The sequence below is a fragment of the Nostoc sp. GT001 genome (assembly GCF_030382115.1).
GTDB lineage: Bacteria > Cyanobacteriota > Cyanobacteriia > Cyanobacteriales > Nostocaceae > Nostoc.
In genome coordinates this window covers 742,514-768,196 of the sequence record NZ_JAUDRJ010000003.1, presented here as the reverse complement: position 1 = coordinate 768,196, position 25,683 = coordinate 742,514, and the positions used below count along the sequence as shown (strand labels likewise).

The 25,683-nt window shown below is 41.7% G+C and carries 23 protein-coding genes and 3 pseudogenes; 11 read left to right on the top strand and 15 right to left on the bottom strand.

Annotated features, from left to right (window positions below; genetic code table 11):
- Positions 1 to 781 precede the first annotated feature (781 nt).
- Positions 782 to 3,487 (bottom strand): TIGR03936 family radical SAM-associated protein, encoded by a 2,706-nt coding sequence (locus QUD05_RS06240; protein WP_289795323.1) that lies wholly within the window; start codon positions 3,485 to 3,487, stop codon positions 782 to 784.
- Between the two features lie 151 nt (positions 3,488 to 3,638).
- Complete coding sequence (locus tag QUD05_RS06235) at positions 3,639 to 3,968, bottom strand: STAS domain-containing protein (protein WP_289795322.1); 330 nt, start codon at positions 3,966 to 3,968, stop codon at positions 3,639 to 3,641.
- A gap of 470 nt (positions 3,969 to 4,438) precedes the next feature.
- Here QUD05_RS06235 and QUD05_RS06230 point away from each other — a divergent pair, with 470 nt between their 5' ends.
- Together QUD05_RS06230 and QUD05_RS06225 are read left to right on the top strand one after the other, a co-directional pair.
- Positions 4,439 to 4,639, top strand: coding sequence for a hypothetical protein (locus tag QUD05_RS06230; protein ID WP_094349495.1), 201 nt, complete (start codon positions 4,439 to 4,441; stop codon positions 4,637 to 4,639).
- A gap of 241 nt (positions 4,640 to 4,880) precedes the next feature.
- A pseudogene (locus tag QUD05_RS06225) lies at positions 4,881 to 5,081 on the top strand (LL-diaminopimelate aminotransferase); the annotation flags it as partial.
- Positions 5,082 to 5,253: 172 nt separating this feature from the next.
- On the opposite strand, the gene QUD05_RS06220 reads toward QUD05_RS06225, so the two are convergent.
- On the bottom strand, positions 5,254 to 5,619 hold the full coding sequence (locus QUD05_RS06220; RefSeq protein ID WP_289795321.1) for a hypothetical protein: 366 nt from the start codon (positions 5,617 to 5,619) through the stop codon (positions 5,254 to 5,256).
- A gap of 293 nt (positions 5,620 to 5,912) precedes the next feature.
- Here QUD05_RS06220 and clpS point away from each other — a divergent pair, with 293 nt between their 5' ends.
- From clpS to QUD05_RS06205, 3 genes are all read left to right on the top strand, one after another.
- On the top strand, positions 5,913 to 6,194 hold the full coding sequence (gene clpS, locus QUD05_RS06215; protein ID WP_012410249.1) for an ATP-dependent Clp protease adapter ClpS: 282 nt from the start codon (positions 5,913 to 5,915) through the stop codon (positions 6,192 to 6,194).
- Between the two features lie 157 nt (positions 6,195 to 6,351).
- The gene (locus tag QUD05_RS06210; protein ID WP_289795320.1) at positions 6,352 to 7,176 is read left to right on the top strand and encodes a CPBP family intramembrane glutamic endopeptidase; all 825 of its coding nucleotides are present in this window, start codon (positions 6,352 to 6,354) and stop codon (positions 7,174 to 7,176) included.
- 74 nt (positions 7,177 to 7,250) lie between these two features.
- On the top strand, positions 7,251 to 7,778 hold the full coding sequence (locus QUD05_RS06205) for a hypothetical protein (RefSeq protein WP_289795319.1): 528 nt from the start codon (positions 7,251 to 7,253) through the stop codon (positions 7,776 to 7,778).
- Positions 7,779 to 8,111: 333 nt separating this feature from the next.
- Here QUD05_RS06205 and QUD05_RS06195 read toward each other — a convergent pair whose 3' ends face one another.
- From QUD05_RS06195 to QUD05_RS06180, 4 genes are all read right to left on the bottom strand, one after another.
- Positions 8,112 to 8,750 (bottom strand): pentapeptide repeat-containing protein, encoded by a 639-nt coding sequence (locus QUD05_RS06195; RefSeq protein WP_289795318.1) that lies wholly within the window; start codon positions 8,748 to 8,750, stop codon positions 8,112 to 8,114.
- Positions 8,747 to 10,135 carry a DICT sensory domain-containing protein gene (locus QUD05_RS06190; protein ID WP_289795317.1) on the bottom strand — a complete coding sequence of 463 codons (1,389 nt, stop codon included), beginning with the start codon at positions 10,133 to 10,135 and terminating at the stop codon, positions 8,747 to 8,749. Before QUD05_RS06190 ends, QUD05_RS06195 begins: the two co-directional genes overlap by 4 nt.
- Before the next feature lie 360 nt (positions 10,136 to 10,495).
- A complete protein-coding gene (locus tag QUD05_RS06185) occupies positions 10,496 to 11,890 on the bottom strand; it encodes a helix-turn-helix domain-containing protein (RefSeq protein ID WP_289795316.1) in 1,395 nt (464 codons plus the stop codon).
- A 995-nt stretch (positions 11,891 to 12,885) separates the two neighbouring features.
- The gene (locus QUD05_RS06180; RefSeq protein WP_289795315.1) at positions 12,886 to 14,478 is read right to left on the bottom strand and encodes a photosystem II high light acclimation radical SAM protein; all 1,593 of its coding nucleotides are present in this window, start codon (positions 14,476 to 14,478) and stop codon (positions 12,886 to 12,888) included.
- Positions 14,479 to 15,065: 587 nt separating this feature from the next.
- Here QUD05_RS06180 and QUD05_RS06175 point away from each other — a divergent pair.
- The 4 genes and pseudogenes from QUD05_RS06175 (at position 15,066) to QUD05_RS06160 (ending at position 17,600) form a co-directional block, all read left to right on the top strand.
- Positions 15,066 to 15,461 carry a DUF1830 domain-containing protein gene (locus QUD05_RS06175; protein WP_289795314.1) on the top strand — a complete coding sequence of 132 codons (396 nt, stop codon included), beginning with the start codon at positions 15,066 to 15,068 and terminating at the stop codon, positions 15,459 to 15,461.
- A gap of 143 nt (positions 15,462 to 15,604) precedes the next feature.
- Positions 15,605 to 16,067 (top strand): annotated as a pseudogene (locus QUD05_RS06170) (DUF4079 domain-containing protein).
- 141 nt (positions 16,068 to 16,208) lie between these two features.
- Positions 16,209 to 16,776, top strand: a pseudogene (locus tag QUD05_RS06165) (hypothetical protein).
- 50 nt (positions 16,777 to 16,826) lie between these two features.
- Positions 16,827 to 17,600 carry an ABC transporter ATP-binding protein gene (locus tag QUD05_RS06160; RefSeq protein ID WP_289795313.1) on the top strand — a complete coding sequence of 258 codons (774 nt, stop codon included), beginning with the start codon at positions 16,827 to 16,829 and terminating at the stop codon, positions 17,598 to 17,600.
- A gap of 61 nt (positions 17,601 to 17,661) precedes the next feature.
- Here QUD05_RS06160 and QUD05_RS06155 read toward each other — a convergent pair whose 3' ends face one another.
- Positions 17,662 to 18,435 (bottom strand): response regulator transcription factor, encoded by a 774-nt coding sequence (locus QUD05_RS06155; protein ID WP_094349507.1) that lies wholly within the window; start codon positions 18,433 to 18,435, stop codon positions 17,662 to 17,664.
- Between the two features lie 593 nt (positions 18,436 to 19,028).
- Between QUD05_RS06155 and QUD05_RS06150 the strand changes: the two genes are divergently transcribed.
- Positions 19,029 to 19,277: a DUF6761 family protein gene (locus tag QUD05_RS06150; protein ID WP_194042008.1), complete on the top strand. Its 249-nt coding sequence runs from the start codon at positions 19,029 to 19,031 to the stop codon at positions 19,275 to 19,277.
- 350 nt (positions 19,278 to 19,627) lie between these two features.
- Here the strand turns inward: QUD05_RS06150 and grxD are convergent, their stop codons facing one another.
- The 7 genes from grxD to QUD05_RS06115 form a co-directional block, all read right to left on the bottom strand.
- The gene (grxD, locus tag QUD05_RS06145; protein ID WP_094349509.1) at positions 19,628 to 19,951 is read right to left on the bottom strand and encodes a Grx4 family monothiol glutaredoxin; all 324 of its coding nucleotides are present in this window, start codon (positions 19,949 to 19,951) and stop codon (positions 19,628 to 19,630) included.
- A 112-nt stretch (positions 19,952 to 20,063) separates the two neighbouring features.
- Positions 20,064 to 20,321: a BolA family protein gene (locus tag QUD05_RS06140; protein ID WP_289795312.1), complete on the bottom strand. Its 258-nt coding sequence runs from the start codon at positions 20,319 to 20,321 to the stop codon at positions 20,064 to 20,066.
- Positions 20,322 to 20,549: 228 nt separating this feature from the next.
- The gene (locus QUD05_RS06135) at positions 20,550 to 21,158 is read right to left on the bottom strand and encodes a hypothetical protein (RefSeq protein WP_289795311.1); all 609 of its coding nucleotides are present in this window, start codon (positions 21,156 to 21,158) and stop codon (positions 20,550 to 20,552) included.
- A 495-nt stretch (positions 21,159 to 21,653) separates the two neighbouring features.
- Positions 21,654 to 22,409, bottom strand: a complete 756-nt coding sequence (locus tag QUD05_RS06130) for a lysophospholipid acyltransferase family protein (protein WP_289795310.1) — start codon at positions 22,407 to 22,409, stop codon at positions 21,654 to 21,656.
- Positions 22,410 to 22,522: 113 nt separating this feature from the next.
- On the bottom strand, positions 22,523 to 23,008 hold the full coding sequence (gene tadA / locus QUD05_RS06125; protein WP_289795309.1) for a tRNA adenosine(34) deaminase TadA: 486 nt from the start codon (positions 23,006 to 23,008) through the stop codon (positions 22,523 to 22,525).
- A 233-nt stretch (positions 23,009 to 23,241) separates the two neighbouring features.
- On the bottom strand, positions 23,242 to 23,556 hold the full coding sequence (grxC, locus tag QUD05_RS06120) for a glutaredoxin 3 (RefSeq protein ID WP_289795308.1): 315 nt from the start codon (positions 23,554 to 23,556) through the stop codon (positions 23,242 to 23,244).
- Between the two features lie 48 nt (positions 23,557 to 23,604).
- Positions 23,605 to 24,177, bottom strand: a complete 573-nt coding sequence (locus QUD05_RS06115) for a DUF981 family protein (RefSeq protein WP_289795307.1) — start codon at positions 24,175 to 24,177, stop codon at positions 23,605 to 23,607.
- A 355-nt stretch (positions 24,178 to 24,532) separates the two neighbouring features.
- On the opposite strand from QUD05_RS06115, the gene glpX reads away from it, so the two are divergent.
- On the top strand, positions 24,533 to 25,570 hold the full coding sequence (gene glpX / locus QUD05_RS06110; protein ID WP_289795306.1) for a class II fructose-bisphosphatase: 1,038 nt from the start codon (positions 24,533 to 24,535) through the stop codon (positions 25,568 to 25,570).
- Positions 25,571 to 25,683 lie beyond the last annotated feature (113 nt).

Below are 25,683 nucleotides of genomic sequence, written 5' to 3'. Positions count from 1 at the left end.
TCAAAAGGCGCTACTGATAATAAAAATCGCAAATTTGAGCTTCTAAGTTAAATAGCTATTGACGCTCTTAAGAGCGTTTCTACGGCTGATTATTCCAGAACTGCTGTATATCGTTTAAGCAATTAAATCAACCGTCCGTGGTTGATTTGTGATGCAATACCCTCAAATCTTGAGAGTTCTGATTTGAAAGTTCTAAATCCTGAGTGAGCATTTTAACTCAGGATCCTTTATTTGAGAGTAACCTACTGAATTCGTTAAGAAAAAGAAACTATTTCTATTTTCCATTCCCCGGATTTATCTTAGGGTTATACTCAGCTGCGCCAGTTGCTAACCTGCCTTGAGCCGCTCTAGCCTAAGACAAACAGTGCTTTACGCGTCTCATGAACGTCTACAACAAGTCGGCATAACCGACAGTAGTGCTTTAACTCTAAAAAAGTAATGCACTAGCTCTTGGGCACTACCTGAATTAGACATTCAGCAGTTGTTTAAAAGCATGGATTTAGAGAAGCTAACCGAGCCTGCTGTTAGTTACTGATTCACAAGGTAGCTATAGAGAGAGTGTGCATTCTTTAATCTGCCTTTTGTTTTTCTAGGATAAAATCCTAGAAGTTGCACTCTAATATCTTTGCTTTCGCCCCCTGAATACGAGGGTAGTGAACCAGCTAANTTCAATGCAGCGCCAGAAAATTTCTCTTCACCNNNTTCTAACGCAACCTTGCTAAAAATCAATTCCTGTGAGCTGCCATCTTAGGACAACTACTAGCAAGTTGTCCTACAAGGATTATACCCCTAAAATTAGCCGATTGCGGTGGATGTGTAGGAGTTGGAATTCTACACCAGCCACTGTCTCTAGCATAAACAGGATTTGTTCGGGACGCAACAGCAAACCGTCCTGACGATAGCTACCTAGATAACGGATTACAGATGACATAGATTCTGCAACGCAATTGTCGTTTTCTACTAATTCCAGTTCAAATAAGCGATCGCGCAGATTTATTAACTGGCTCTTGCCTGATTTAGTTATTTGCTCGTACCAAAGTTCCTCTTTTGCTTTGATTGTATCAATCCAGTTTTGCCATTGTATGGGTGTTGTTTCTGCAAGTGCTGCTACAGTAATTAAATACTCTGCGGTCTCTAGCAGTTGGGTAGCGGCACTAGCTTTTAAATCTATCTGCTCCACATTATATACAGGTATATCTGTGGGCATTTCACGAGCCAACTTTCTGAAGAAAGTATCAACTTCCACTGGCACAGTTAACTCAAAATCTGCAATTTCACCGCTGCTAGTAGCCCCTAAAGCCAAAGCAGTTGCTAAAGAAATGCGTGGCATTGGATGAAACCCACCAGTAAAGGCAATTGGTAAGCCTGCTCGTCGCACAACTCGGTCAAACAGACGAATTAAATCAAGATGGCTCATTAGAGCCATATTACCTTGTTTCCCAAACCAAACTCGCAGTCTTTGCGCCTTAGTTGTATTGGGGACAAATTCGCCAGCAAATTTTGGGATAGCAGGTGATTCAATCACCACGTTATGCCCAAAATCGGTGCCACAGACGCCACAATGAGAACAACCTTCAAAAGAGCAATCTGGTACAATTGCAGCTTTTAGAGCGCGTTGCAAGTCTTCTTGGAGCCACTTTTTGTCAATCCCTGTATCAATATGATCCCAAGGTAGGGGAATATCGAGGGAGTGGGGAGTACTGAGTGGGCTATTCTCCTCTGCTTCTTTGCCCTTTTGCGCCTCTACGTGAAACAAATTCCATTCGCCATTTTCTACTTGGCGGTATTTCCAATCTAAATCAGCTTGGGCGATCGCAGATCCCCAAGCGCTAAAAGCTCGATCTAAATTTTCATACCAGGAATCCATACCTGCACCCAATTCCCAGGCACGGCGGACTACTTTGCTCAAATTGCGATCGCCTCGTCCCACAAAATCTTCCATTGCCGAAATGCGGACATCGGTAAAATTTACCTTCACTGCCTTGATTCGGCGGAATTCTTGCCGTAACAGGTTTTGTTTTCGCTTAAATTCAGCGGTAGAAACTGAGTGCCACTGGAATGGTGTATGGGGCTTAGGCGTAAAGTTAGAAATCGTCAGGTTAAAGTTTAGGGGTTTTCTACCCTTACCTCGACATTCTCGCTGTAACCACCTTACCGTTTCGGCAATGCCCACAACATCAGCATCCGTCTCACCCGGCAAGCCAATCATAAAATACAACTTTATTTTATCCCAGCCTTGCTCCCAAGCGGTTTTTACTCCCCGCAACAATTCTTCATTCGTCAAACCCTTATTTACGATGTCTCGCATCCGCTGAGTACCAGCTTCTGGAGCAAATGTTAGTCCACCTTGGCGCGTACCTCCAAGGATGTTGGCAATATTCTCATCAAATCTGTCTACCCGTTGGCTTGGTAGAGTCAGAGAAATATTTTCATTTTTTAAGCGATTTTTGATTTCCATCCCCACTGCTGGTAGGGACAAATAATCAGAACAACTCAGAGATAGTAGAGAAAACTCATTGTAACCAGTTGCCTGCATACCCTGTTCAATTGCTTCTACAACCTTATCGGGTTCTACATCCCGTGCTGGTCGAGTCAGCATTCCTGGTTGACAGAAGCGACAGCCACGAGTGCAACCACGTCGAATTTCAATGGTTAAACGGTCATGCACCGTTTCTACATAAGGAACTAAACCAATGGAATATGCTGGTATGGGAGTTGCCACCCTTCGCAGAATTCGCTTCGGCACATCTTGGCGACAAGGATGAACTGAGCCATCCTTTGCCATGTCGTAAAACTGAGGCACATATACGCCTGGTATCTGTGCCAAATCAAGTAACAGATGTTCTCGACTTAATCCTGCTTGTTTGCCTTCTTCCAATACCAAACCAATTTCTGGCAGTAGTTCCTCTCCATCTCCAAGGGCGATAAAGTCGAAAAAGTCAGCATAAGGCTCAGGATTTGATGTCGCTGTTTGCCCACCAGCGAAAATCAACGGAAAGGATGACTGGGTATCGGTAGATTCACTACCCCCCTGCCCCTCGGTCACTGAGCGTAGCCGAAGTGCTGCTCCTCTGCTCCCCTGCCTCTCTCGCCACGTCAAAGGAATTCCAGCCAAATCCAACATTTCGAGGATATTAGTTGCACCCAGTTCGTAACTGAGGCTAAAGCCTAAAATGTCAAATTCTGTGAGCGATCGCTTTGACTCTACTGCAAACAATGGCGTATTAGTCTCGCGTAGTTTGGCTGCCAGGTCTTTTCCTGGGAGGTAGGCGCGATCGCACAATTGACGCGGTTGAGCATTCAAGACGTTATAAAGGATGATGTGCCCTAAATTAGATGCACCTACTTCATATACTTCTGGGTAGGTTAAAACCCAGCGTATTGCTGCCGTATCCCAAGGTTTGTGTACCGCTAACAGCTCGTTACCCAGGTAACGTGCTGGTTTTAAAATATCCGACGTTATTAATTTTTCAACTGCAACAACCACTGTGCTATCTTCTAGCTACCTTAATTACAGCTACCTAAACCCAACATTAGCATTGAATTAGGTCTTCTAACAGATTTTATCGTTGCAACTTACAACTCCTTTACATAAAGTCCACTTATTATTGCCCGAACCTTTGTGTTTTTACATAAAGTTATATTTGGGTCAATTTGGCTTCAGCGTCTAATATTTCAAATACCCGATCGAGTTGCGTCAGTTCAAAAATCATTCTAATTTGTGGGGCAACAGCGCTAAGTTGGCAACTTCTTCCTAAAGTAAGAGCCAGCTTGTGTGTAGATAACAATGCCATCAACCCCGCGCTGTCTAACGATTCTACTGCTGCGAGGTCTACTACCAAGGTGGAAATACCATTTTGCGCCAACGCTGTAGCCATATCTCGTTCAAATTCCAAGGCGTTTGCAGCATTTAAGCACCCTTGAGGGCGAATAACTGCAATTTTGGGATAGTTAAGCACTGCCTGCATAGTTACATCCTATTAAGAATTTTGAAGCGTCAAGCTAAGGATTATTTGAACATAAACTCTATTTTGTTGCATCGACCATACGTCTGAGCTCTCTTTGCTGAATCTTTATTGCTTTAGTATGTCTGTTTAAAGATTGTTATAATTCCAGGTTAAAATGTGTTTATATATACTTTTTTTTATGTCACTTCAAAAACAATCAACTATAGACGGTCATAGAGCAGACAAATTATCAGTAACTATGCTGAGAAACCTTGCTTAGTCTATAACTAAAGCTAATTTAGCCAAGTCTTAACGTTAGGTTAAATCTCCCACTTTAGCGTTGCTGATGGCATACGGCAAAGTCATAGTGAATTATCTATCTAACTAATTAAATTGTGATATATATCACTACTAAGTTAGTATTTGGATCACTCTTTATACTGAGGCTGATCTGGGATGATTAGTGTCATATTACTGTTGGGTTATTACTTATGAGAACTCAGTACGCTATTCGTAAATTGGTAGAAAAAGCTCTTGACATTAAAAAACTAACTCCTGAGATAGAGAATGAAATCAACTCAGAACTGACGGAACTAGGTTACATTTCTGATGTTGATTACGAAGCCCTAGAATTATTAATGGCAGAGATGGATGCTGGAAGAATCCAGTTGGTTCCTAGCCTAGGATTTTAAAATAATTCATAATGACCCTTTCTACGAACGCGAACAGCGTGTGGCAGACAGAAGTTGTGTGTAGCTTGCTTCTCTGTAAGGTTACAATGACTCCCTAACGTAATTCGTAATTAAATTTAGGAGGGGGATACAAGAGCGATATGATTGCTAGTCTTTTTCTATGAGGTTGATTATTTAAATACTTAAGGTGGCGTAAACTGTGCTGGTGAAGCTCTACATTATGCATTCATCGAAAATCGCCATACAGTTCGCTAAACGCCTAAAAAAAATTCCTCCCAATCTGTTTGCTGAAATTGCCCACAAGCGGAATGAACTCGTTGCTAAGGGAGTTGATATCATCAATATGGCTACTGGCGATCCAGATAAACTTACTTCTAGTCATATCCTTCAGGTGATGCATAAGGCGATTGACGACGCTGCTAACCAAAATTATCCACCTTACTAAGGGACGAAAAATTTCTGGTGTGAAGGATGTAGCAATCGAATTTCACAGTCTTCAACGTATGAAAAATGTTGGGAATTAGGGACTGGGGACTGGGAAGACAAAGGGGACAAGGAAGACAAGGAAGAACTATTCAAGAAGTCTCTATGTTGTCTATTTCCAATGCCCCATCCTAATCCCCAATCTCCAACCCCTCTTGATATGCTTGCCAAAGTTGGTGAATAAACTGATTCAGTTGCTGCTTTGCGACTGAATCAGGTTCAGTTTTTGGTTCTTTCGCTAAAAGTTGACTCAAGAAGGTAATTACTTCTGTGTCTAATGCTGGGCGAAATAAATTTGCAGGCCAAAGTAAGTCAGATGCATCTCGCAAATCAGTAATTAGGGGTGATTCTTCTACGAAAGTAACCATTAATAAAGGACGCACCCAGCATAACTGGCGGGAAACTACAAATTGAATGACTTCTGCATACAGGTTCCTGTCACCATACTCTAGAGACACAATTTGTCCCGTTTGAAGAAAATCTAGGCTCATGTCCATCTTGGGCAAGGGCAAGGATTATTTTGCTTGCAACTTCTTTAATCTTAAAAGTGAAAATGCGCTACGTTAAGGAAAGCTTCTGTAAGATTAGGGTAGCACTCTTATGGCAGCCATGTCTTAGACATCTGTCTCACAAGTGGCTACGCAAAATTAATACAACCAATCCCTGGCAGCAAAGAGTTTTCCTAGCATAGTATCTGAGCAGAAATACTATAGAATAGGTAAACGACTGTTAAGCGATCGCAAAACAGAGACTTTGTTGTAGTGAAGTAACGAGAAAAGAGCAAAGAGCCGTGTCAGTTGAAACTATTCAAAAGCCTTCCACAACCCGCAAGCTCGCGCCTCGGTATCGCGTTTTGCTCCATAACGACGACTACAACTCGATGGAGCATGTTGTGCAGTCACTAATCGCTACTGTACCAAGCCTTACCCAACCCCAAGCTGTTAGCATCATGATGGAAGCCCATACTAACGGGCTAGCTTTAGTCATTACTTGCGCCCTGGAACACGCTGAGTTTTATTGCGAAACATTGATAAGTCACGGTTTAAGTAGCACGATTGAACCTGATGAATAGTCAAATAATTCGTAATTCGTAATACTTCGGCTACGCTCAGTACAAGTTCGTAATTCGTAAGTAACAAGGGTATAGCAGCCCACACTGAATTAAAAATTTAGTGGAAAGTTCAGAGCTAAAACTGATTGTAATTACGGATTATTTTGACTTGTTTAGTATGAACAAAAACTTTGTCCGTTTAGCTGAACGCCCTGCCCCTATTAGGCTGGGTGCTTTTATTTTGACCTTACTGTTGCTATGGTTGCCATTTGCTACACCAATATACTTACTAGTGCATGATTCAAACTTAGAAAGTATATTGACATTGGTATTGTTATATGCAATATTTATTTTTCTCCTGAGACTATGGGGTAAATATGTCTACCAGCAACCCCAAATTCTGCGGCATTATGGCTTAGAGTTCACGCGGCAAAACGGTGTGGATTTACTGCGTGGCTTGGCTTTGGGGATAATTAATATTCTGATACTTTTTGGGGTAGAAAGTTTGTTGGGTTGGTTGGTGTGGCAACAACCGAAAGTTTTTTTGCTGAAAGTTATTTTAGAGGGTTCACTTGTTGGCTTAGGTGTTGGATTTGCTGAGGAGTTGTTATTCCGAGGCTGGTTGTTAGATGAATTACAAAGAGATTACAGCCCGCGTGTGGCACTGTGGACAGATGCAACTGCGTTTGCTACATTGCACTTTATTAAACCCTTAGAGGCAATTATTCATACACTGCCTCAATTTCCAGCTTTAGTACTGCTGGGATTAACGCAAGTATGGGGAAAGCGTTGGCGGAGGGGACGCTTGGGTTTTCCAATTGGTTTGCATAGTGGTTTAGTTTGGGGTTACTACATTATTAATGTGGGTAAATTAGTGAAATATTCTGGCCAAATTCCTGATTGGGTAACTGGTGTGAATAATAATCCCCTGCAAGGAGTGATGGGGGTGTTGTTAATGAGTGTACTAGCTTTGGGGATACGAGGGCGAACAGTAAAACATTAAAGATGGGTAATGAACTTGTAGAAAAATAAAATATCGGCTAAAAAGAAACTACATTAATATTCCATTTAGGCAAAGTGTCAGAGTGTAGCCAAAAGGCTTTTAGAGATTCAACATCAAATAAAGGTTTAGGGTTAAAAATAATGGATTGTAGTCGTCTGGAATATATCAAAAATGTAAATGATGATCGTGATATTTGGGCGTATAAAATCTATCCTGTTGGAGCTTACTTTCAGTTAAACTTTAAAGAGGGTAAAGGTGTAGATAATCATGCCTTTAACTTACCAAAAGGATCTTTTATCATCCTTTCTCAAAAACTACCTGAGTACGAGCGATTCTTGACACACGTAGTTGAACTGGTTAATGAGGGAAGTGAAGATAAACCTCAATGGGGAATAGATACATGGGGTATTTTCCGATGGGTTAAGGTTCATTGGATTGCTGATTTCGACAATCCCAACCGTATTCCTCTTGATCAAAAGGAAATGAGAGCCGAGTGGGTTCGGTTTGATACTAAAGCTAAATTGTTGTCTAGTGAAAGCTTGATGAAGCAGTGGGGCAGTATCGATGCATTAAGAGGGCACTTAGGAGAAGTTTTTAATTAAACGATCGCCATAATTCACTTTGCGCGATCGCACCTACGCCACATTTTTGACTGAGATAATTCCTTCACCACACCACTGAATCAGTAGCCATCTGTCAGAATCTTTATCCAGTGCTGGCTTGAGACGGAAATTAAAAACCTCTTGCCATACCTCTACTCCATACTGAGATATAAAATCTGCCTCCAGTTCTTGAAACTGTTCTCATTGCCGAATTGCGATCGCCCTCAACATGGGAATGATCGCGGTGATTGAGACTTGTGCAGCGACGGGTGTCATTCTGGGTAATCCTCAAAAATACAAATAATCGGCATAGGTGGTTTTTTGGTGCAATGTTTACGCAAGCGTCTCAACCACTGTCCCCACCACACAAGCTTTATTCAAATTAACACCGCTCAAATTTGCACCTTCTAACTCTGCACAAAGCAAATTAGCTCCTGTCAAATTTGCGCCCGCCAAATTCGCCCCTCGCAAATCAGCCTCTTCAAGATTTGCTTCACTCAACAAAGCCCCTTGCAAATCGGCGCGACTCAAGTCTGCACCTTTGAGATTTGCCCCTGTCAGGTTTGCACCGCGCAAGTCAGCGCCGCGCAAATCAACGCCTTGTAAGTTCACATTCATTAAATTGGCACCACTCAAGAAAGCACCCACCAATGACACATCACTGAGTCTTGCTCCCATCAAGTTAGCTCCACGCAAATTGCTACCCCGCAAGTCAGCGCCCGTTAAGTCTGCTTGCATCAGGTTGGCTCCCATCAGGTTCGCCCGCAAGTCAGTTGCTTGGAGGTTGGCTCCCATCAAATTTGCCCCCTCCAAATGTCCACCTTCGAGCTTAGAACCAGCAAAATTAGCACCTACAAGGGTAGCGCCAGCAAGATTAATCCGGCTTAAATCCAGTCGGGAGAGTTCCTCGTCTTCTAAATTTGCGCCTGGAAGTTGTTTGAGTTTTCCTAATTTAATGGCTTCAATATTCATGTAAAGTAACTACCAATCTCTTCACTGATCTTGCTGTGGCTATCCCATTGGGAATCAAGTATCCAGATGCTGGCGCTGAATTTGGGTGTCATCAAGGGTAAGTCGAGTCCCTGTTGTAAACCCATAACTAACAAAGCTAGGGTATTTACGAGTTTAGGGTCAAAGCGAGTAGATTCTTGCTGTTTGCACTCATCTAAAGCTTGAGTAAATATCTGTTCCCGGCTTTGATTTGACGATTTTCGCTGATTGACTCGCCACTGAAAGTCTGCCAATAATGCCAAAATTCTCGACTCTAGGGGAATTTCATCTCCAGCTAAACCTGCTGGTTCTCCTACGCCACTCCACCACTCGGTTTGGTGAGTGATAATTTGGGCAACTGCTCGCAGTCGTGGCATGGTTCGCAATACTTGCGCCCCTGGTATTAAAGGACAACTGGGGGCATCTTCTTGATAGCGTGTTGGTATATTACCAGAATTCAGGACACTTTCGGCATTTTGTAATGGATCTATGCGATGTAACAAAGCCGCTAGCCGCAATCTCTTAATCTGCCATGCGGGAAGATCCAAAAGCTGGGCGATCGCTTCAGCAAGTACTACTACTTCCGCAGCTGCCATTGGATTGTTGACATCTGCCATATCCATCAGTTGTGCCATTCGCAAAAAGGCTTGGATTTCGTTAGAAACCAAGTTGCGATCTAGGGTTTGTTTCTGAAGGGCTGTAGGGATGGATAAATTCTCTTGCCCAGTCTGGAGATAATCTACTACACGGGAGACAACTGCACCTAAATTTTGGGATCTATCCATTGACGGTACAATTTGCTGCTTATCGCTTGTGAGTTTTTCCGCCAATTCTGGGTTGTATTTTTTGATGTGAGCGATCGCAATTTCTGCTGTCTTTTGTACTAACTCTGGCTCAAATGTCCACAACCCATAAAATTTACGCTCTAAATCTGATGTCGGTACTCCAGCACTGCCATAATCAGCCTCTGATAATTCTTGACAAATTACCATTGCTGTGTACTTGGGCGATAAAATAATTAAGTGCCACTCTTGCGCCACTGGATCGCCTACATCTAATGCCACTAAGTCTACATTGGGTAGCTGGCTGGTAGGATGTTCAGCAAAGCCAGATTCAGCGGCAGCCATGATGGCAATTTGGCAACTACATTGGGCGATGTCTGCATATCGCTCGGCTTCTTGTAGATACCATTTACCTTGTTGGAAGGCTGTGATGACTAAGGGCGTACCGTCATCAGTTAAGATATGGTCTTCTAAAGCGTGGCACAGGGCAACCAGGGTATTTTTGTAGTAAACACCGAATCGAATTGGCCTGGTGGTGTGGCGATGGGCTGTTTCTAATTTTTGGAGTATTGAGCCTTCTAACATGGAGTTAATTTAAACGTATCACAAAGAGCGTTGATTAACAAAGAGTTTGAAATTAGTGCTTATAACTATATTATTTTACTGTTTAAGCTATGAATTATGCTATCTCGGAAAATTATAATATCTAATACCACGGTTCAGCTAACCCGCCAAGAGTGATCAAAGTGGCTTTTTGTGCTGATGTTAAAGGATAAGCCTTTGTTTTGTAAGGATATTCCCGCTAATATATCTTGTTTCTATAGACGATTCATTTCTCAGTTTTAATAGAAGTTGCCCTAAACAGCTTTCAATATTTTTGGCAGAACCGAAGCTAGCGAGTAATTTTTCAATTATTGGTTGCAATATCAGGAAATTTTGGCGAGCTCAGATATAATTTTTAGCAGTTGCTTTTATCCAAGCATGACTTTGAAATAATTCCATTTTTTCGTCAGTAATTTCTTGGCAAATACGCTCAACTAATTTAGCGATAATGTACTCCATAACGACAGGCTGTTGAGTAAACTCAGCGGCATTTTTTTCAATCAATGACCGACGTTGCAAAGATACGATCGCCTGTATGATTTCACAATGCGGGACGTTGGCAATAAAATCATCTTGCAATTTCATCAAATTTATTGGCTCTCTATTAATAGCCAGCCAATACATAATTTCTTGTTCTAATTTGCTCAATCGATAAAATTGTTTATCTAATAAATCGCAGATATCATCAAAAATGAATGTAACTTTCTTTAAAAATCGCAAAAATTCAGAAATATTACTATCAAAAAAATCTCTAATTGCCGCAGCTACAATCTTTAATGCCAAGGGATTTCCGCCATAATGGTAAATTAAAACTTGCCATTCGTCCTGCGAACCAATAAAAGACCCTTTAGTAAAGAAAATTGCTCTTCCTGCATCTGTGGGTAAACCAGTTAATTGCAAGCAGCGAACGGGTATTTCACCTTCTAATTTTGCTAATCCTTTGGGTTTTTCGCGAGAAGTCAAAATTAAACAACTTTTGTGAGATGTTTCTGCAATACATCGCAATAGCTGACCATAACCAGAATATCCTTCTCTATAGTTACCTGTACGATCGCCACTTTTAAGTACTGCCTCAGCATTATCCAGTACTAACAAACAGCGATGTAAACGTAAGTAATATATTAGCCGTAATACTTTACCATCTAAGTTCCTTGGCAAGTCTATTTCCTGCTGTTCTGAGAGAAACTGAATCATTTCTGTCAATATTTCTTCCACTACAGGAGCATTACGGAGACTTCGCCAAATTATATACTCAAATTCATGCTGAAATTGCTGTCCCAGTTTGGCAGCAAGAGCAGTTTTACCTATACCACCCATACCTAAAATTACTACCAAACGGCAGTTTTCATGTATAGTCCACTGCTCTAAAAGATGCACTTCTTGAGTACGACCATAGAAAATAGATACATCTGGTGCTTCACCCCAATCTTGGTGTATATTTCGCTCAACAATCTCATTCCAGTTGAGTTGAAGAACTAAGCAGTAAGCTTTAAAAGCTCCGGTATTAATGGGTAGTTTTCCTGCTAAAAAGCGTTTCCAAGTTCCTTGAGAAATCCCTTCAGCAAAAAAACCTTCTTCTTGCCAATCTGTACCTAAAATTTTACTTGCTTCCTCAAGCCATCTCGGATCGTCAATTGTCCAACCCTTTTCTTTTCTTTTTTGTTTAATTCTAGCTAAACCATGTTGAGAAGCTTTGAGAGTAGACATGGCTATTGCAAAAGTCAAGTTTTGCGGCATTCCACATATTAATTATCACCTGTTTATTTACCATTTACACAAAAAGTTGATATTTAAGATCACTCTCGCTGATCCAAAACCGAACTGGTGGAATTTAAGCAAAGTAAGCCATCTTAGAAAGGTAGAAAGTCAAGTTGGTGAATGTAGTTATAGACGATCGGCTACAAAGAGCGATTGCACGTATAAGACGCAAAAGCGCAAACACGGGTAAAACATAACCCCGTGAAGCAAGTTTTTCTGATTTAAAACTTAGCTTAAGTAAGTTGGCGCAAATAAAGCTAACTGGTGAAGGCTTTCATTGGTAGGGTTTCAGGTGTATTTACTTTTCGTAATATAGTTCTGTTTCTCACCACCGACTTATTTAGTCTTTCTATTCAATCAAATGAAGTTGTTGATTTACAACGGAGAATTAAAACATGAAATTTTCAATTAAGTCCATTCCTTTTGTTATAGCCACAGCCTTAGCTGTCTCTACCTCCGCAGCCTATTCTGAAACTCCAAATGATTTTGTGTCCCAAAGCAGTTCACCATATCCAAAAAACCTTTGTAGCACTCCTTATTTCTGCCTTCCATTCCCTTCTAAGAACCGCTATACTGTATGCAAACGTTATGCTATTCAGGGTCAGTATGGGCCTCTAATTTTCTATCGCTGCATTTACTATGTGCCCGCAACTCGCAAGTAATAGGTGAATAATTTTTCATCCTTTCAGCTGTTGACATAGTTTGGTAGTAATACAAAACTATGGAAAGTTAGCTTCCTACGATATTACCGCAAACCAAACAAAGAGTTATACTTGGTCGTGGAACACTTCTTAACCTAGCGACTTTCGTTTGGCAGTTCGATATGCCAAGCCTTACGATGAATTCGATTTTATGATGGATAAATCGAGGGTAGGGAATACGAAAAAATAGATTTACTCCGTTCCTCGTTCCCAGGTGAAACCTGGGAACGAGAAAGACAAAATGGCGGGCTTTCTGGCCCACCCCACAAGAGTTTATGAAACTCCAGCCAACTGTTTTTCTTTGCTTTGTATTGGCGCGGAAAGTGCTGCTTCTAAGTCAGCACAACCCAGCTTTTCTTCTAAGATTTTCATGACTTCGCGCCCGAAGTCGTTGGGGTTTTGTTGCCAAGCTTGCAAGCAGACTTCGCCAAAGAATGAACCAAGGGGTTCGGGATTCCAGAGAAGTTTTTTGGCTGTCCACGGCATCAAGCTCATTGGATCGTATCCTGGTTTGAGGATGCCTTCTTTGAAAGCGTATTCTTCTAAATGGGTATGGGGTTGTAGTCCAATGAAGAAGATTGCGGGTTCGACTTTATCAGCACCAAAAATCCGTTCTAGTTCGCGGTGGTAAGCGATGGTTTGACGGATGGTTTCGGGACGTTCGTCAATGACGTTAAAGGAGTAGTTGACGGAAACTAAGTCGTTGAAACCAGCGGCTTTTAAGTCACGGCAGTTTTGCAAGACGGTTCGCAAGTTATACCCCATCCGCATTTTCCGCACAAGTTCTTGAGAACCACTGGTAATCCCTATTTCAAAGTAGTTCATCCCGGTTTTCGCCATCAAGTCACACAACTCTGGTGTCAAATTGTCGGCTCTGATATATGCTGCCCAGTGAATATCTGTCATACCAGAATCGACGATTTTTTGCAAGAGTTCTACGGCATCGGCAATAAATTTTTTTGCGGGGATGAATTGGGCATCAGTAAACCAGAAATTGCGAATGCCGCGATCGTATAATTGGCGCATCTCAGCAACGACTTCATCTGCTGGGTTGATGCGTACTTGTTTGCCTTCAACGACGGTGTAGACGCAATAACAACAGTTGTGAGGACAACCACGCTTAGTTTGTACACCTATATAAAAGTCTTGCTCTTGCAGGTAAAAGTTAAATTCCGGCCAGATGCTTTCGATATAGTCGTAGTTACAAGCGGTTTTTTCTATTGGGGTGGGTTGTTCGTGAATTAGCCGTTTTCGTGGTTGAGTTTCTCCGGCAACGTAACAGCGTTCATCTCGAAAATCTCTGCCACTTAAAAGTTTTTCCAGCAGAGTTTCGCCTTCACCCACAGAAATAATTGTTCCTTGGGGTAAGCTTTTACCCAATTGTTCGTAAAATACACTGACTGCACCGCCACCGACAACTACACGAGCATCAGAATTATATTTTTGGGCACGGTTTAAACCGCGTTTGATTAAGCCCTGGTTTCGCCATAACTCTACATAATAAGCGATGAAGATTCGCAAACCGCCCAATCCGCCGCGTAGTTTCAGTAGAGGATTTTTGGCGTAGTAAAATTCAAAGGCGTTTTGCAGCGGGTTGCCACCACGTCCGCCAACTGGGGCATAAATTTGAATATCCCGCCAAGAGAATACTAGTAGTGTCGGTTTAAATTCATCAATACAGCGATCCAGAGCCGAACTGTAATCTAAAGGTGGCACTGTTCCTAAATCAAAGATGCGCTGTTCAATATTAGGAAACTGCTTATGGACATGATCGCTCAGGTAGACAACCCCAATAGGAAAGATGGGGTTACAAGGAAGGCGAACGTAAAGAATTCGATTTTCCATCATCTGTGTTTTAACTTCCATCTTGCCAATCTGTGGAGAAAGCGAGAGAAACATCTAGTCTTACAGTGTGTGCTTGTTTTATTTGGTTTTATTTATCACAATCGTGCTTGACATTTCAGCCGATTATCGGTATCTAAAATCTGCTGTTAGAAACCGCGGAAAACGCTAAAGTTGCTGTGCATAAAATATACATAGAATCTATAGAGAGGTTTATGAAGACATTTTTCATATAGCTTTACCATAACATCGAGTTTATTCATTAAGTGATGATCCCAGGCGATTAATTCTGGGGTAGATGAAACAGCAAAACTCACTTCCTCGCTATGCTAAAAGTAAGGGGATCGTTGTTATGTCAATTCCTTAACAATCTGCTTTAAGATAATTGAAGCTTTTATACCAGGAAAAAATATCAAAAACTTTTATTCATAGTGTATAATTCCGAAAAAGGTGTGAATAATTACAAAATTTTCATAACTAAAAATATATCTTTAGACAGAAATAATCTACAAATACTCAGTTGGTATTCGCAGTTACAACAACTGGGGATCAGTGGGTGCTAGGCTTGGCTAGTGTAATGTAAAATTGTGGCGTAAAGCTCCTCAGCAGTTATGGCTCAAATATTAGATCCTCTACCACCTGAGCAATCGGGAAAAATTCTCTGCTGCTACATTAATGCCACGAGCAAAATACAGGTAGCTCGCATCTCCAATATTCCCAACTGGTACTTTGAAAGGGTTGTTTTCCCTGGACAACGTTTAGTTTTTGAAGCTCCGCGAAAAGGTCAAGTGGAGATTCATACAGGGATGATGGCAAGTGCAATTTTATCCGATAAGATTCCGTGCGATCGCCTGATGCTCGAAGAACCCAATACTAATGAGTTTGATACAGACTCATCAGATGAAAAAGACCCTTTTAGTACCAAATTAATGGTGCAGCAAATTAATACAAAAATCGGAGATACTACAAAACCCTTGCAAATCCTTGGTTTAGCCTCGGTTGATTAAAAAAAACAATTTTATCTAAATTTAAGGGTTGCTAATTCAGCAGCCCTTTTTGTTTATTATTTATTGGGCATGGGGCATGGGGCATTGGGCATTGGGTATTAATTATTCTCCCCATCTCCCTCATCTCATCTACAATCAATCTTATGAATCTGCCTTCATTTCTTTGGTTGTGGAAAATAGCCGCCTGGTCTATGGGGTTGTCCCTGCTGGCATATCTGATGTTAGCAGTCACCTAGTGTTTGGATGTTTCGGGCGAGAACTTCGCAGCAATTTCCTTTTATCACGCCATTTATGGGCGGTAATAAAGGGGTGCGATCGCTCCACTATACAATGGGCATTAGCATGGTAAGTTTAGTGCTACTGTTGCTAGCGATCGGTATTGTTGGCACTTTAGGGCACTTTGGCTCTTTAGGTCACTCATCACACTTAATCGCTGGGTTGATAGTGGTAGCACTAGTTTTACTGTCTGCTTTCAGTGCCACCCAAATTAGTGCCAGACGACCTTGGGCTAGACCCTTACACATCGGCGTAAATATTATTTTGTTTCTAGGATTTGCCTGGGTATCCCTTACTGGTTGGATTGTAGTACAAAAGTATTTACCCTAAAAAATTGCGAATTACGAACTTGTACTGAGCGTAGCCGAAGTATTACGAATTACGAATTATTAAATTGGCATACCTTATTTCCAACACTCCAGCTAAGACATAGACCTACTCTACAATGAAGAAAAGCATTGTAATTGAGCCGTGACAGCAAACTCAGCCAATATCTCACCTTCTGTTTTTCGTTTGTCTCCTTTGATTCGGATAACGTTGCTGAGTCTATACATAGCACTCACAGTTCCATTACCTTTTTTATCGCAGGTAACAGCTGCACCCGTACCTCCAGAATTATTGTGGATAGGGATTGGCATCGGTTTTGTTGCCTTGTACGCAGTATTAACTGAACAAGTAATGGTAGATGACGAGGGAATTCAGCTTACTTACCCCGCCTGGGTGCCTCGTTTTTTTCGTAAAGGCTGGTCTTTACCTTGGTCACAAGTCAAAGAGTTAAAACCCCGTAGCACCTAGTCAAGGAGGGCTAGTTTATTACTTCCTCAGCCACGATGGGAAAGCTTATTTACTACCGATGCGTGTAGCTGGATTTGCCCGTTTGGTGCAAATTGTCCAAGCAAAGACGAGCATTGACACCACAGATGTTCGCTCTTTAGCGCAGCCCTGGATGTACCTGATTTTACTGGTATGCACACTGCTGCTACTATTAGTCGATGGCTGGGCGATCGCTACAGCATTAACTACTGCACAATTAACTTAAAATTGGGAATTGGGCATTGATTTCTCCCTAGTCCCCACTCCCCACTCCCCTTGAATACAGCAAAAGCCACACTCAGGCTAGAGCAAGTTAATCTGTTTACAAAGCTGAAAACCCAACTTCCTGGCAATCAGCAGGGATACCCCATATTGCAGGATATTTCCTTAGAGGTATTCCAGAGCGAATGCATTGCAATTGTAGGCCCAGTAGGTGCTGGCAAAACTTCGTTATTACGCCTCATCAACCGCCTAATTGAACCCACGAGTGGTAAACTCTATCTGGAAAATCAAGAATATCGCCAAATTCCTGTCATCCAGCTACGGCAGATACTTGTACTTGTATTGCAAGAATCAAAGCTGTTGGGGATGACAGTTGGGCAATCCTTGGCTTATCCTTTAGTTTTGCGTGGTTTGCCCAAACAGACAATTCAGCAACGAGTCAATCACTGGACAGACCAACTGCACATTCCCAATGAATGGTTAGAGCGAACAGAGGTGCAACTTTCTTCAGGACAACGACAACTAGTAGCGATCGCTCGTGCCTTAGTCATCCAGCCTAAAATATTATTATTAGATGAGCCAACCTCTGCCCTCGATCCTGGTACGGCTTCTCATCTAATGCAAGTCTTAACCCAGTTGAGTCAAACTCATCAAACCACGATTCTGATGGTGAATCACCAACTGGAACTAGCCCAGATGTTTTGCTCTCGGTTATTACACCTGCAACAAGGTCATTTATTCGCAAATCAAACAGCCTCAGAGATAGATTGGATTGAATTACGAAAAAGTCTGATTCAAGCAGCAGCTCAAGACGATTTTGGATTTTAAATTTTGGATGAGACAGGAATCAGGAATCGTTTTCTTACTCCCCCTCACCCTACTACCTAATTCACACTTGACTACTAGTAAGTGTTGAACGTTGATTATTAAATCTCTCTCTAGCTAACTTTGTTGTCTGTGACTGTGAAATATTGGTATTCAAAATTTCCATGTTAAAACGGTATCCAACATTGCGGATAGTTTGAATCAAATTGGGTTGCCGAGGATCGAGTTCAACCTTTTTCCGCAGCGATAAAACATGAGTATCAATGGTACGAGGGTTATCAATAGCATCCGGCCAAGCACGACGCAGCAACTCCGATCTACTTAGAGGTACTCCCCCAGCTTGTGCTAAAACGTACAGCAAACTGAATTCCTGGGGCGTTAAGTCAATAAACTCCCCTTGGAAGCGGACACGACGCTGAACTAGATCGATTTGCAAAGTGCCATAATCCAAATAAGCTGGTGCAGTAGGTGTGCGCTTCCGGCGAATCAGTGCCTCTACCCGTGCCAAAAACTCTTGCATTCCAAAAGGTTTGCTCAAGTAATCATCTGCACCCGCCTTTAAACCTGCGACTATATCAGCTTCACTATTACGGGCAGATAGCATTAAGATTAGAGGCTGTTGCTGACGATGCAACCAACGACAAAACTCAATGCCATCACCATCAGGCAGGTCTGCATCTAAAACTACCAGTGTTGGTTGATGGCTTAAAAATACTTCCCTTGCTTGATAAATACTGGCAGCTTGATGCACGCGGTATTCCAGTTGTTGCAAGTGCCAACCCAACAACGACCTCAGATGGGGATTCCCCTCAATGATTTCTATACAAACCGAACCCACGGTGGCAAGACCCCTTAGCGTCGATGACTTTCAAATTAACAAGCCCGTCTCTAAGGTTTTGTAGCCTTTGTTACTTCAATTGCGATTAACTTTACATTTCCTAATAAAATAAGTGGCAATATCTTTAATTTATGCCTTGCCAATAGGCAATTAGAAATATTATTAAATTTTTATTAAATTTCTCGAAAGCGTTGTTAGACTTATAAAAAGTTCTTTTAACTTAACATTTTGCTTTGAGATGGGTGTAATGTGGCAAATATCTATAACCCAACCAGCTAACAACAACAACAACAGCTTTTCAACCTGATTAAACCTGATGGCAAAAGTGGATTTTTTCGCAAAAATTGAGTACTCCCATCCAGGAATATAACATCAATACAATTGGGCTGTGATTGTGAAAATCAAAAAAATAACTTAGCAGCTAACTAGAATCGATGTTTTCTGGAATAAGATTAAAGTAGCTTGTAGCTGCTATGAGGGTAATACCCAAAGTAGATGTGTTGACTTTGAGTTTATGCCAAAGTGAAATTACACTTCACTTTTTAGCGTGAATCATTTACAATTCTCATTCCAAAGAGATTAATACAGCAGTTATGCTCCAAGACACACAAACCATCCGCTATTACCAAAGACTCACCGATGCCTTCATCGAGTTATGGAATCGCGGTTATCGCACGGATGATATGCGGATGTATTTGGATGGATATCTAGCCGCACTGCGACACAGCAATGTCATTGAACCTTATCTGATTCATCGCCTAGAAGAGGAAGCCAGCCGCTTCTTGTACGATGGTTCAAACTTTGCAGTGCCACAACCACAGCCACAGCCCGATTACTACTAATTACCAGGTAAATGGTAATTGATAGTAACCGTTAATTACCGCAGATAATTATAGCATATTATCTGTATTGGTCAACGGGTTGTCGTGGTGTGAAATTTTGGAGATAGATATTGTATTGATTAAACGCATCCCCTCAGCCCTATATTGGCAAAGCCAATTAGACTGAGGGGATTGTTGTTTAGCAATAAAATCAAGTCCAACAAAGAGTATTTTTGTCAGAAACCGATTAAAAAACCCTTGAAAGGGGAAAGAAATAGTATATCTCCTTTCAAGGATATTAAAAATGGCACATTGCCTTGATAGCAAAGCGCAAATTCAGCAACATACCCTTTAGTTTGGGTAAAAAGAGCTTAAGAAGCTAATGCTACTTCTACCTTTTCCTGCAATTCACCTTTCTGGTACAGTTCAATCAAAATATCAGAACCGCCAAGGAATTCACCATTGATATACACTTGGGGGATTGTGGGCCAACTAGAGTATTCTTTAATACCTTGACGAATTTCAGGATCTGATAGAACGTCAACCGTCTCAAAGGGAACTCCCAAGGTATTGAGAATCTGCACAACGTTGTTGGAGAAACCACATTGGGGCATTAACTTGTTTCCCTTCATGAAAACTAAAATCTTGTTTTCTTGTAGCAAGCTATCAATTTTGTCTTTGAGTTCTGGTGTCATGGTATTTATGTTTCCTATGTTGCATTAATAGAGTGAGGAGTGAGGAGTGAAGAGTGAGGAGTTAAAAATTCATAATTCATAACTCTTAACTTCTAACTTCTAACTCCTAACTTTAGGAACTTGCTGTTGCTTGCCAAGCTTCGGGAGTGTATGTTTTCACCGCCAAAGCATGAATTGCTTCAGTTGACATAGCTTGACCCAACGCACCATAAACTAACTGGTGCTGTTGCACTAGTCCTTTACCTGCAAAGTGCGATGAAACTACTGTCACCTGATAGTGGTCGCCGCCACCAGTCAAGTCTTGCACCTGAACCTGTGCGTCTGGCAGTCCCGCCTTGATCATTTCCTCAACCTGTTGCGGACTAATCATCGCCATTCCTGAAAAAACTTACTTTTCTATTATTAACAGATATAGAGCAAATAGCCTGTGCCAACTTCAGGCTTTGGCAAGGCTGTAGATAAAGGCGCCTCTGAGGTGTATTACTTGAGAACGCTCAGGTTTTGGTTACGATAGATAGCTCTATCCTAGCACTGGGGCGTTCCCAAGCAACTGGTTAAAGAAATGTGGGTAGGGAAAAACAGGCAACAAAAATTTAATTTATTTTTTTGGGGATGAAGAGGATGAATTACCACCTTCTCTGGGATAAGGAGAATCAACAAAACCCAACTCAAACAACTGTTTATAGGCTTTCTTGCCTAAATCCCGTGTCGGGTTTTGACTCTTAATTATTTGAACTAACAACGGTACAGCTAATTCTGGCTGATTTTGTGCCCGATGTACCAATGCTAGCTGAAAGGTGGCTTCATCTCGCTTTTGGGCTGTTAATAGAGCTTTTTGACGCTGAGAATCAGAAACTCTGTTGTCAATTCCCGAAAAGCTAGAATTTAACTCTTGATAAAAATTAGATAGCTGATTATAAACTTGACGCGCTTCTTGCAGTTTCTTGGCAGCTAAGGGGTAGTTCTGAGCAGAAACGGCTTGTTCTGCATCTTTTACTAAGCGATCGCCACCTGCAATGCTCAAAAGGCTGTTACTTTGGGTTATGGGGCGGAGGTTATTAGGATCGTTGGGGTCAATGGGTTGTGGTTGGCTGGTAGTGCCTGGTGACTGTGATACCTGAGCATTCACAGGTGATAGCAGGCTGAGGACTGCTATAACTGATAAAACAGTACGGTGCATCAAGGTAACAGCGACAGCAGTGTTCATGGGATCAATTAGTGCGACAACTATATAAAAGAGCTAGGGAAACTTCGGGTATCTTAACTCTGTTTTGGTCTTGGACAAAGCAAAGTTACATCCTAAGTATCTCTGATTTAGACTAAAAATCAGTTTAATAGAGTTCCCATTACCCCTGTATAGTAACTAACTTAAATAGTTGTGATTAGCGATACCCACAGTGGACTGGGTTAACGCGTTAATTCTCTATAGCTCATCAATCAATTCAATAGTTTGCAGACAACTCTGAGCTATTTACTCAAAAAAATGCCAATTTGGCTGAATATCGCGTAGATAGAGAGTAATCTATATATGTATACATCCTCAAAGGTTACAAAATATCACTAATTCTTTTGTCACTTATTCAGGATGAGTGTAGCAGTTAGCAGTTAGTGTCAAACCTTGAAAACGTGCAGTTTCTTAATCATGCACGATTAATGGTCAATGCTTAAGAGCTAGTCTTGGAACTCTTGATGTTTAACAAGATCAAGAATTAGTAATTTCTGCAAATGCGTGATTAGTAACTTTTGTTTCTTGATGGCTTAATTGTTGTAGTGCCTTTGCTAAATCAGTTGTGATGCTTTTTGCATCTTGTTTTATACAGCCACTCATGTAATCCGTCACTTTGATTGGGGAGCCAATGTCAATACTCACATCTGTACCCCAATTTGGATAAGGTTGGCTGTAATTAATGCCTATGGGTATAATTTTCACTCCCAGCCCGGAATGACTAGATTCAGCACTCAAAGCAAGACGAGCAATTCCTGGCTTCAACTGGTGAACTTGACCATCACGAAAAATGTTACCTTCTGGAAAGATTACCAGAGTTTTTTGCTGCTGAAGTAGTTCTACCCCATGTCGCAGCGTGCGGATTGACGGATGCTTAGAATTTACAGGAAATCCCCCTAAACGTCGAACAAACCAGCCTTGCAAACCTTGGCATTCGTCAATAGTCACCATAAATCGCAAGTCTTGCTTTCTTAGACAAGCGGTAGCGTAGGGTACAAGCAAGGCATCCCAACGCGCTCGATGTGTAGGCGCAAGGATTACAGGCCCAGTTGTAGGGATATTTTTTTGTCCGGTTATTCTAATTTGTCCAAAGAATAATGGTAATAGGCAGTGACGCCCTAATAAATATGCCAGGGGACTTAACCAAGGAGAAACCCTTGAGGTAGTGCTATCTACCTGAGGATTTGCTGGGGTGTGCTGGCAGGTATCGGATGAAGAGGAAAATTCCATCATGACGGATGCAGCTGATTGACGGGTAAAAATTTAACGAAAAGCCTGATTAGTTACACCGTAGATTCTCTTGTGTGACTTGTGTCGTAGTAGATGGACAGTTTTACCTCTGTCCGTTAGTTTACCTTACGCCGCCTAGTAGCAAACCAAGTCTGTAATTGCTGACGACAAGCTGACTCTAGAATACCTCCGATTACTTGGAGACGGTGATTAGAAGCAGCACTATCGGGGATGTTAATAACTGTACGAATTGCGCCAGTTTTTGTATCGTCTACTCCATATACCAGTAGTCCTAGTCGTGATTGGACGATCGCACCTGCACACATCGGGCAAGGTTCGAGAGTTACATAGAGGGTGCATTCATTAAGATGCCAATTTTGTAAAGTTGTTGCCGCTGTCTTGATAGCGAGAATTTCCGCATGAGCGGTAGGATCTTTGTCGCGCTCTTTTCTGTTTTCTCCTTGTGCTAGCAATTTGCCTGTTGAATCAATTATAACAGCACCTACAGGGATTTCACCTGCCTCACCTGCTGTTTTTGCTAATTCTAGGGCATAATTCATCCATTGTTGATGTATAAGATATTCCGTATACTTAGTTAACATATTCTTATTAATTCGATATTCCTTGCCCTAAAGGTGGGCAAACTTGTGCTACAGTTTTCTGGCACTTTGTCAAGCTAGTAATGAAGAGTTTGTAGTAAGCACTTTAGTGCTTAGAAAATAAGGACTAAAGTCCTCACTACGAACTTGCTTACCGAGCTATTTAAAATCAAAAATTGCCCAACATAGCATCACCAAGGAACTTGTTGGGGGCTGATGTGATTTCAATGTGATTTCTAAATAGCGGCTTGGGCTAAAAGGGGATCGAGTTGACTTTGTGTGTCTAGCTGATAGAGGTCATCGCAGCCGCCAATGTGCTGGTTATTGATAAAAATTTGTGGTACGGTACGGCGACCGTTGGCGCGTTCTGCCATTTTCGCTCTGGCTGCTTCGTCGCCGTCGATTTTGTATTCAGTGAAATTTACACCTTTCCACCACAGCAGCATTTTGGCACGAATGCAGTAAGGGCAAGTTTGCCACGTATAAAGTTCGACGTTGGCTTTGACTCGCTCTGGATGGCGATTTAAAAAGGGATTAAGAAAGTCCAGCATATTGATCTTAAACAAGGTTTTAACTATGTCTCTAGCCTAGAACATTGCTTACCGCATCGGCGCTGGAACCCATTTTTGGAAACCCTCTAAATGATTCCAGTAAGCCAAATATCCAGTCAATGCCCAAATTAGAGCGGCTACTATCAGCACTGCTACGCCAATTAGCCGCCAAGTTCGGTTGGTTTTCCAATAAAGAGTTGGTGCTGCAAAAATACCACCTAATCCAGTTAAGATAAAGCCGATTCCCGATAAAAGCGGTTGGCGTGTCATATTCAAGTTGATGATGCGGATACCGACTACGATCGCAACTACACCAGCAAAGAAACCGTAAATTGCTATTGTCAACAAATCCCAACCTTGAGCAAGTGCGATCGCAGCTGCAATAAACAAGATTCCAAATAGGACACTTGTTTCACCGAAAGCAATGTTAAAGCTACCCATTACTGGCCAGGTGAAGCTCATGTGTAAACCAGTTGTGAGTGCGATCGCGCCCGTAATTCCGAAACCGGGAATCCACGGTCTTTGATTAGAACTATCTATACCACGATACACATAGTCAGCTAGTAGAAATAATCCAGCTACCATGTTGATTAACATGAGGGTGATGTAGTCGATAAACACGATTAACCTCTTAATTTAACAAGCTCTTGACTCTGCGTCTCATTTTTCAGTTTTTGGTGAATCTACCAGCTTTTTTCTTTATTATTTTATACCTAAAGATAGATACTAAAGAAAAGCAATGTTCTAGATATACACTGTTACCCATTTGTGCAAGTTTTTAACTTAGTTGCTTGTGAACACGTTTTATACTGGAGTAATTATGAGTAAAAAATCAGGATGTGTTAACTGGCACTTTTCTAACGAGTTAGCAGTAAAACTTAACTTTCTTCCACGTGTATCCGCCCTTTGGTAGACTTGAAAACTGAAATAGGCAGATGAAACGACGCAAATTCAAGCAGCTGAGAGGGCAAACTCTGTGGAAAATACACTTGGTTTAGAGATTATTGAAGTAGTAGAACAAGCCGCGATCGCATCTGCAAAGTGGATGGGCAAAGGCGAAAAAAACATCGCTGACCAGGTAGCTGTGGAAGCTATGCGGGAGCGGATGAATAAAATCCACATGCGCGGTCGCATTGTGATTGGGGAAGGCGAACGTGACGACGCGCCGATGCTATACATCGGGGAAGAAGTTGGTATCTGTACCCAACCAAATGCCGAAAGTGTCTGTAACCCTGATGAATTAATTGAAATTGATATCGCCGTTGACCCCTGTGAAGGTACCAACTTGGTAGCTTATGGACAACCTGGTTCGATGGCTGTCTTGGCAATTTCTGAAAAGGGTGGATTATTTGCTGCTCCTGACTTTTACATGAAGAAGTTAGCAGCACCCCCCGCAGCTAAGGGCAAGGTAGACATCAACAAGTCAGCAACAGAAAACCTCAAAATTCTCTCTGAGTGTCTAGATCGGAGTATTGAAGAACTTGTGGTCGTAGTCATGAAGCGCGAACGCCACAACGATTTAATTAAGGAAATCCGTGAGGCTGGAGCGAGAGTCGCCCTAATTTCAGACGGTGATGTGGGTGCAGCTATAAGCTGTGGTTTTGCTGGAACCAATATCCACGCTCTGATGGGTATTGGTGCGGCTCCTGAAGGCGTAATCTCAGCAGCAGCAATGCGTGCTTTGGGTGGACACTTCCAAGGTCAACTGATCTACGATCCAGCTGTAGTCAAAACAGGTCTGATTGGAGAAAGCAGAGAAGCCAACATCGATCGCTTAAAGTCTATGAATATTAATGACCCCGATAAGGTCTATGATGCTCATGAACTGGCATCTGGTAAAACTATTCTGTTCGCGGCTAGCGGCATTACCAGTGGTAATCTCATGCAAGGTGTACGTTTCTTCAAAGACGGGGCAAGAACTCAAAGCTTGGTAATTTCTAACCAATCGAAAACTGCTCGATTTGTTGATACAATTCACTTGTTTGGTGAACCAAAAGTTCTCCAACTGAACTAATTTTTAGGGAATGGGGAATGGTAAAAGTAAGGGTAAAGCATTTGGAAAGAAATGTTTCTATAAAACGGAAAAATCATCACCAAAATGCTTTACCTTTACAGTAGTTAGTAGTT

Coding starts and splice junctions, on each gene's coding strand:
- tadA (WP_289795309.1), bottom strand. CDS start 23,008: ATGTTAACTAAGTATACGGAATATCTTATACATCAACAATGGATGAAT.
- QUD05_RS06130 (WP_289795310.1), bottom strand. CDS start 22,409: ATGATGGAATTTTCCTCTTCATCCGATACCTGCCAGCACACCCCAGCA.
- QUD05_RS06230 (WP_094349495.1), top strand. CDS start 4,439: ATGAGAACTCAGTACGCTATTCGTAAATTGGTAGAAAAAGCTCTTGAC.
- QUD05_RS06195 (WP_289795318.1), bottom strand. CDS start 8,750: ATGAATATTGAAGCCATTAAATTAGGAAAACTCAAACAACTTCCAGGC.
- QUD05_RS06235 (WP_289795322.1), bottom strand. CDS start 3,968: ATGCAGGCAGTGCTTAACTATCCCAAAATTGCAGTTATTCGCCCTCAA.
- grxD (WP_094349509.1), bottom strand. CDS start 19,951: ATGACACCAGAACTCAAAGACAAAATTGATAGCTTGCTACAAGAAAAC.
- QUD05_RS06175 (WP_289795314.1), top strand. CDS start 15,066: ATGGCTCAAATATTAGATCCTCTACCACCTGAGCAATCGGGAAAAATT.
- QUD05_RS06210 (WP_289795320.1), top strand. CDS start 6,352: ATGAACAAAAACTTTGTCCGTTTAGCTGAACGCCCTGCCCCTATTAGG.
- grxC (WP_289795308.1), bottom strand. CDS start 23,556: ATGCTGGACTTTCTTAATCCCTTTTTAAATCGCCATCCAGAGCGAGTC.
- QUD05_RS06150 (WP_194042008.1), top strand. CDS start 19,029: ATGCTCCAAGACACACAAACCATCCGCTATTACCAAAGACTCACCGAT.
- QUD05_RS06135 (WP_289795311.1), bottom strand. CDS start 21,158: ATGAACACTGCTGTCGCTGTTACCTTGATGCACCGTACTGTTTTATCA.
- QUD05_RS06190 (WP_289795317.1), bottom strand. CDS start 10,135: ATGTTAGAAGGCTCAATACTCCAAAAATTAGAAACAGCCCATCGCCAC.
- QUD05_RS06185 (WP_289795316.1), bottom strand. CDS start 11,890: ATGCCGCAAAACTTGACTTTTGCAATAGCCATGTCTACTCTCAAAGCT.
- QUD05_RS06140 (WP_289795312.1), bottom strand. CDS start 20,321: ATGATTAGTCCGCAACAGGTTGAGGAAATGATCAAGGCGGGACTGCCA.
- QUD05_RS06220 (WP_289795321.1), bottom strand. CDS start 5,619: ATGGACATGAGCCTAGATTTTCTTCAAACGGGACAAATTGTGTCTCTA.
- QUD05_RS06180 (WP_289795315.1), bottom strand. CDS start 14,478: ATGGAAGTTAAAACACAGATGATGGAAAATCGAATTCTTTACGTTCGC.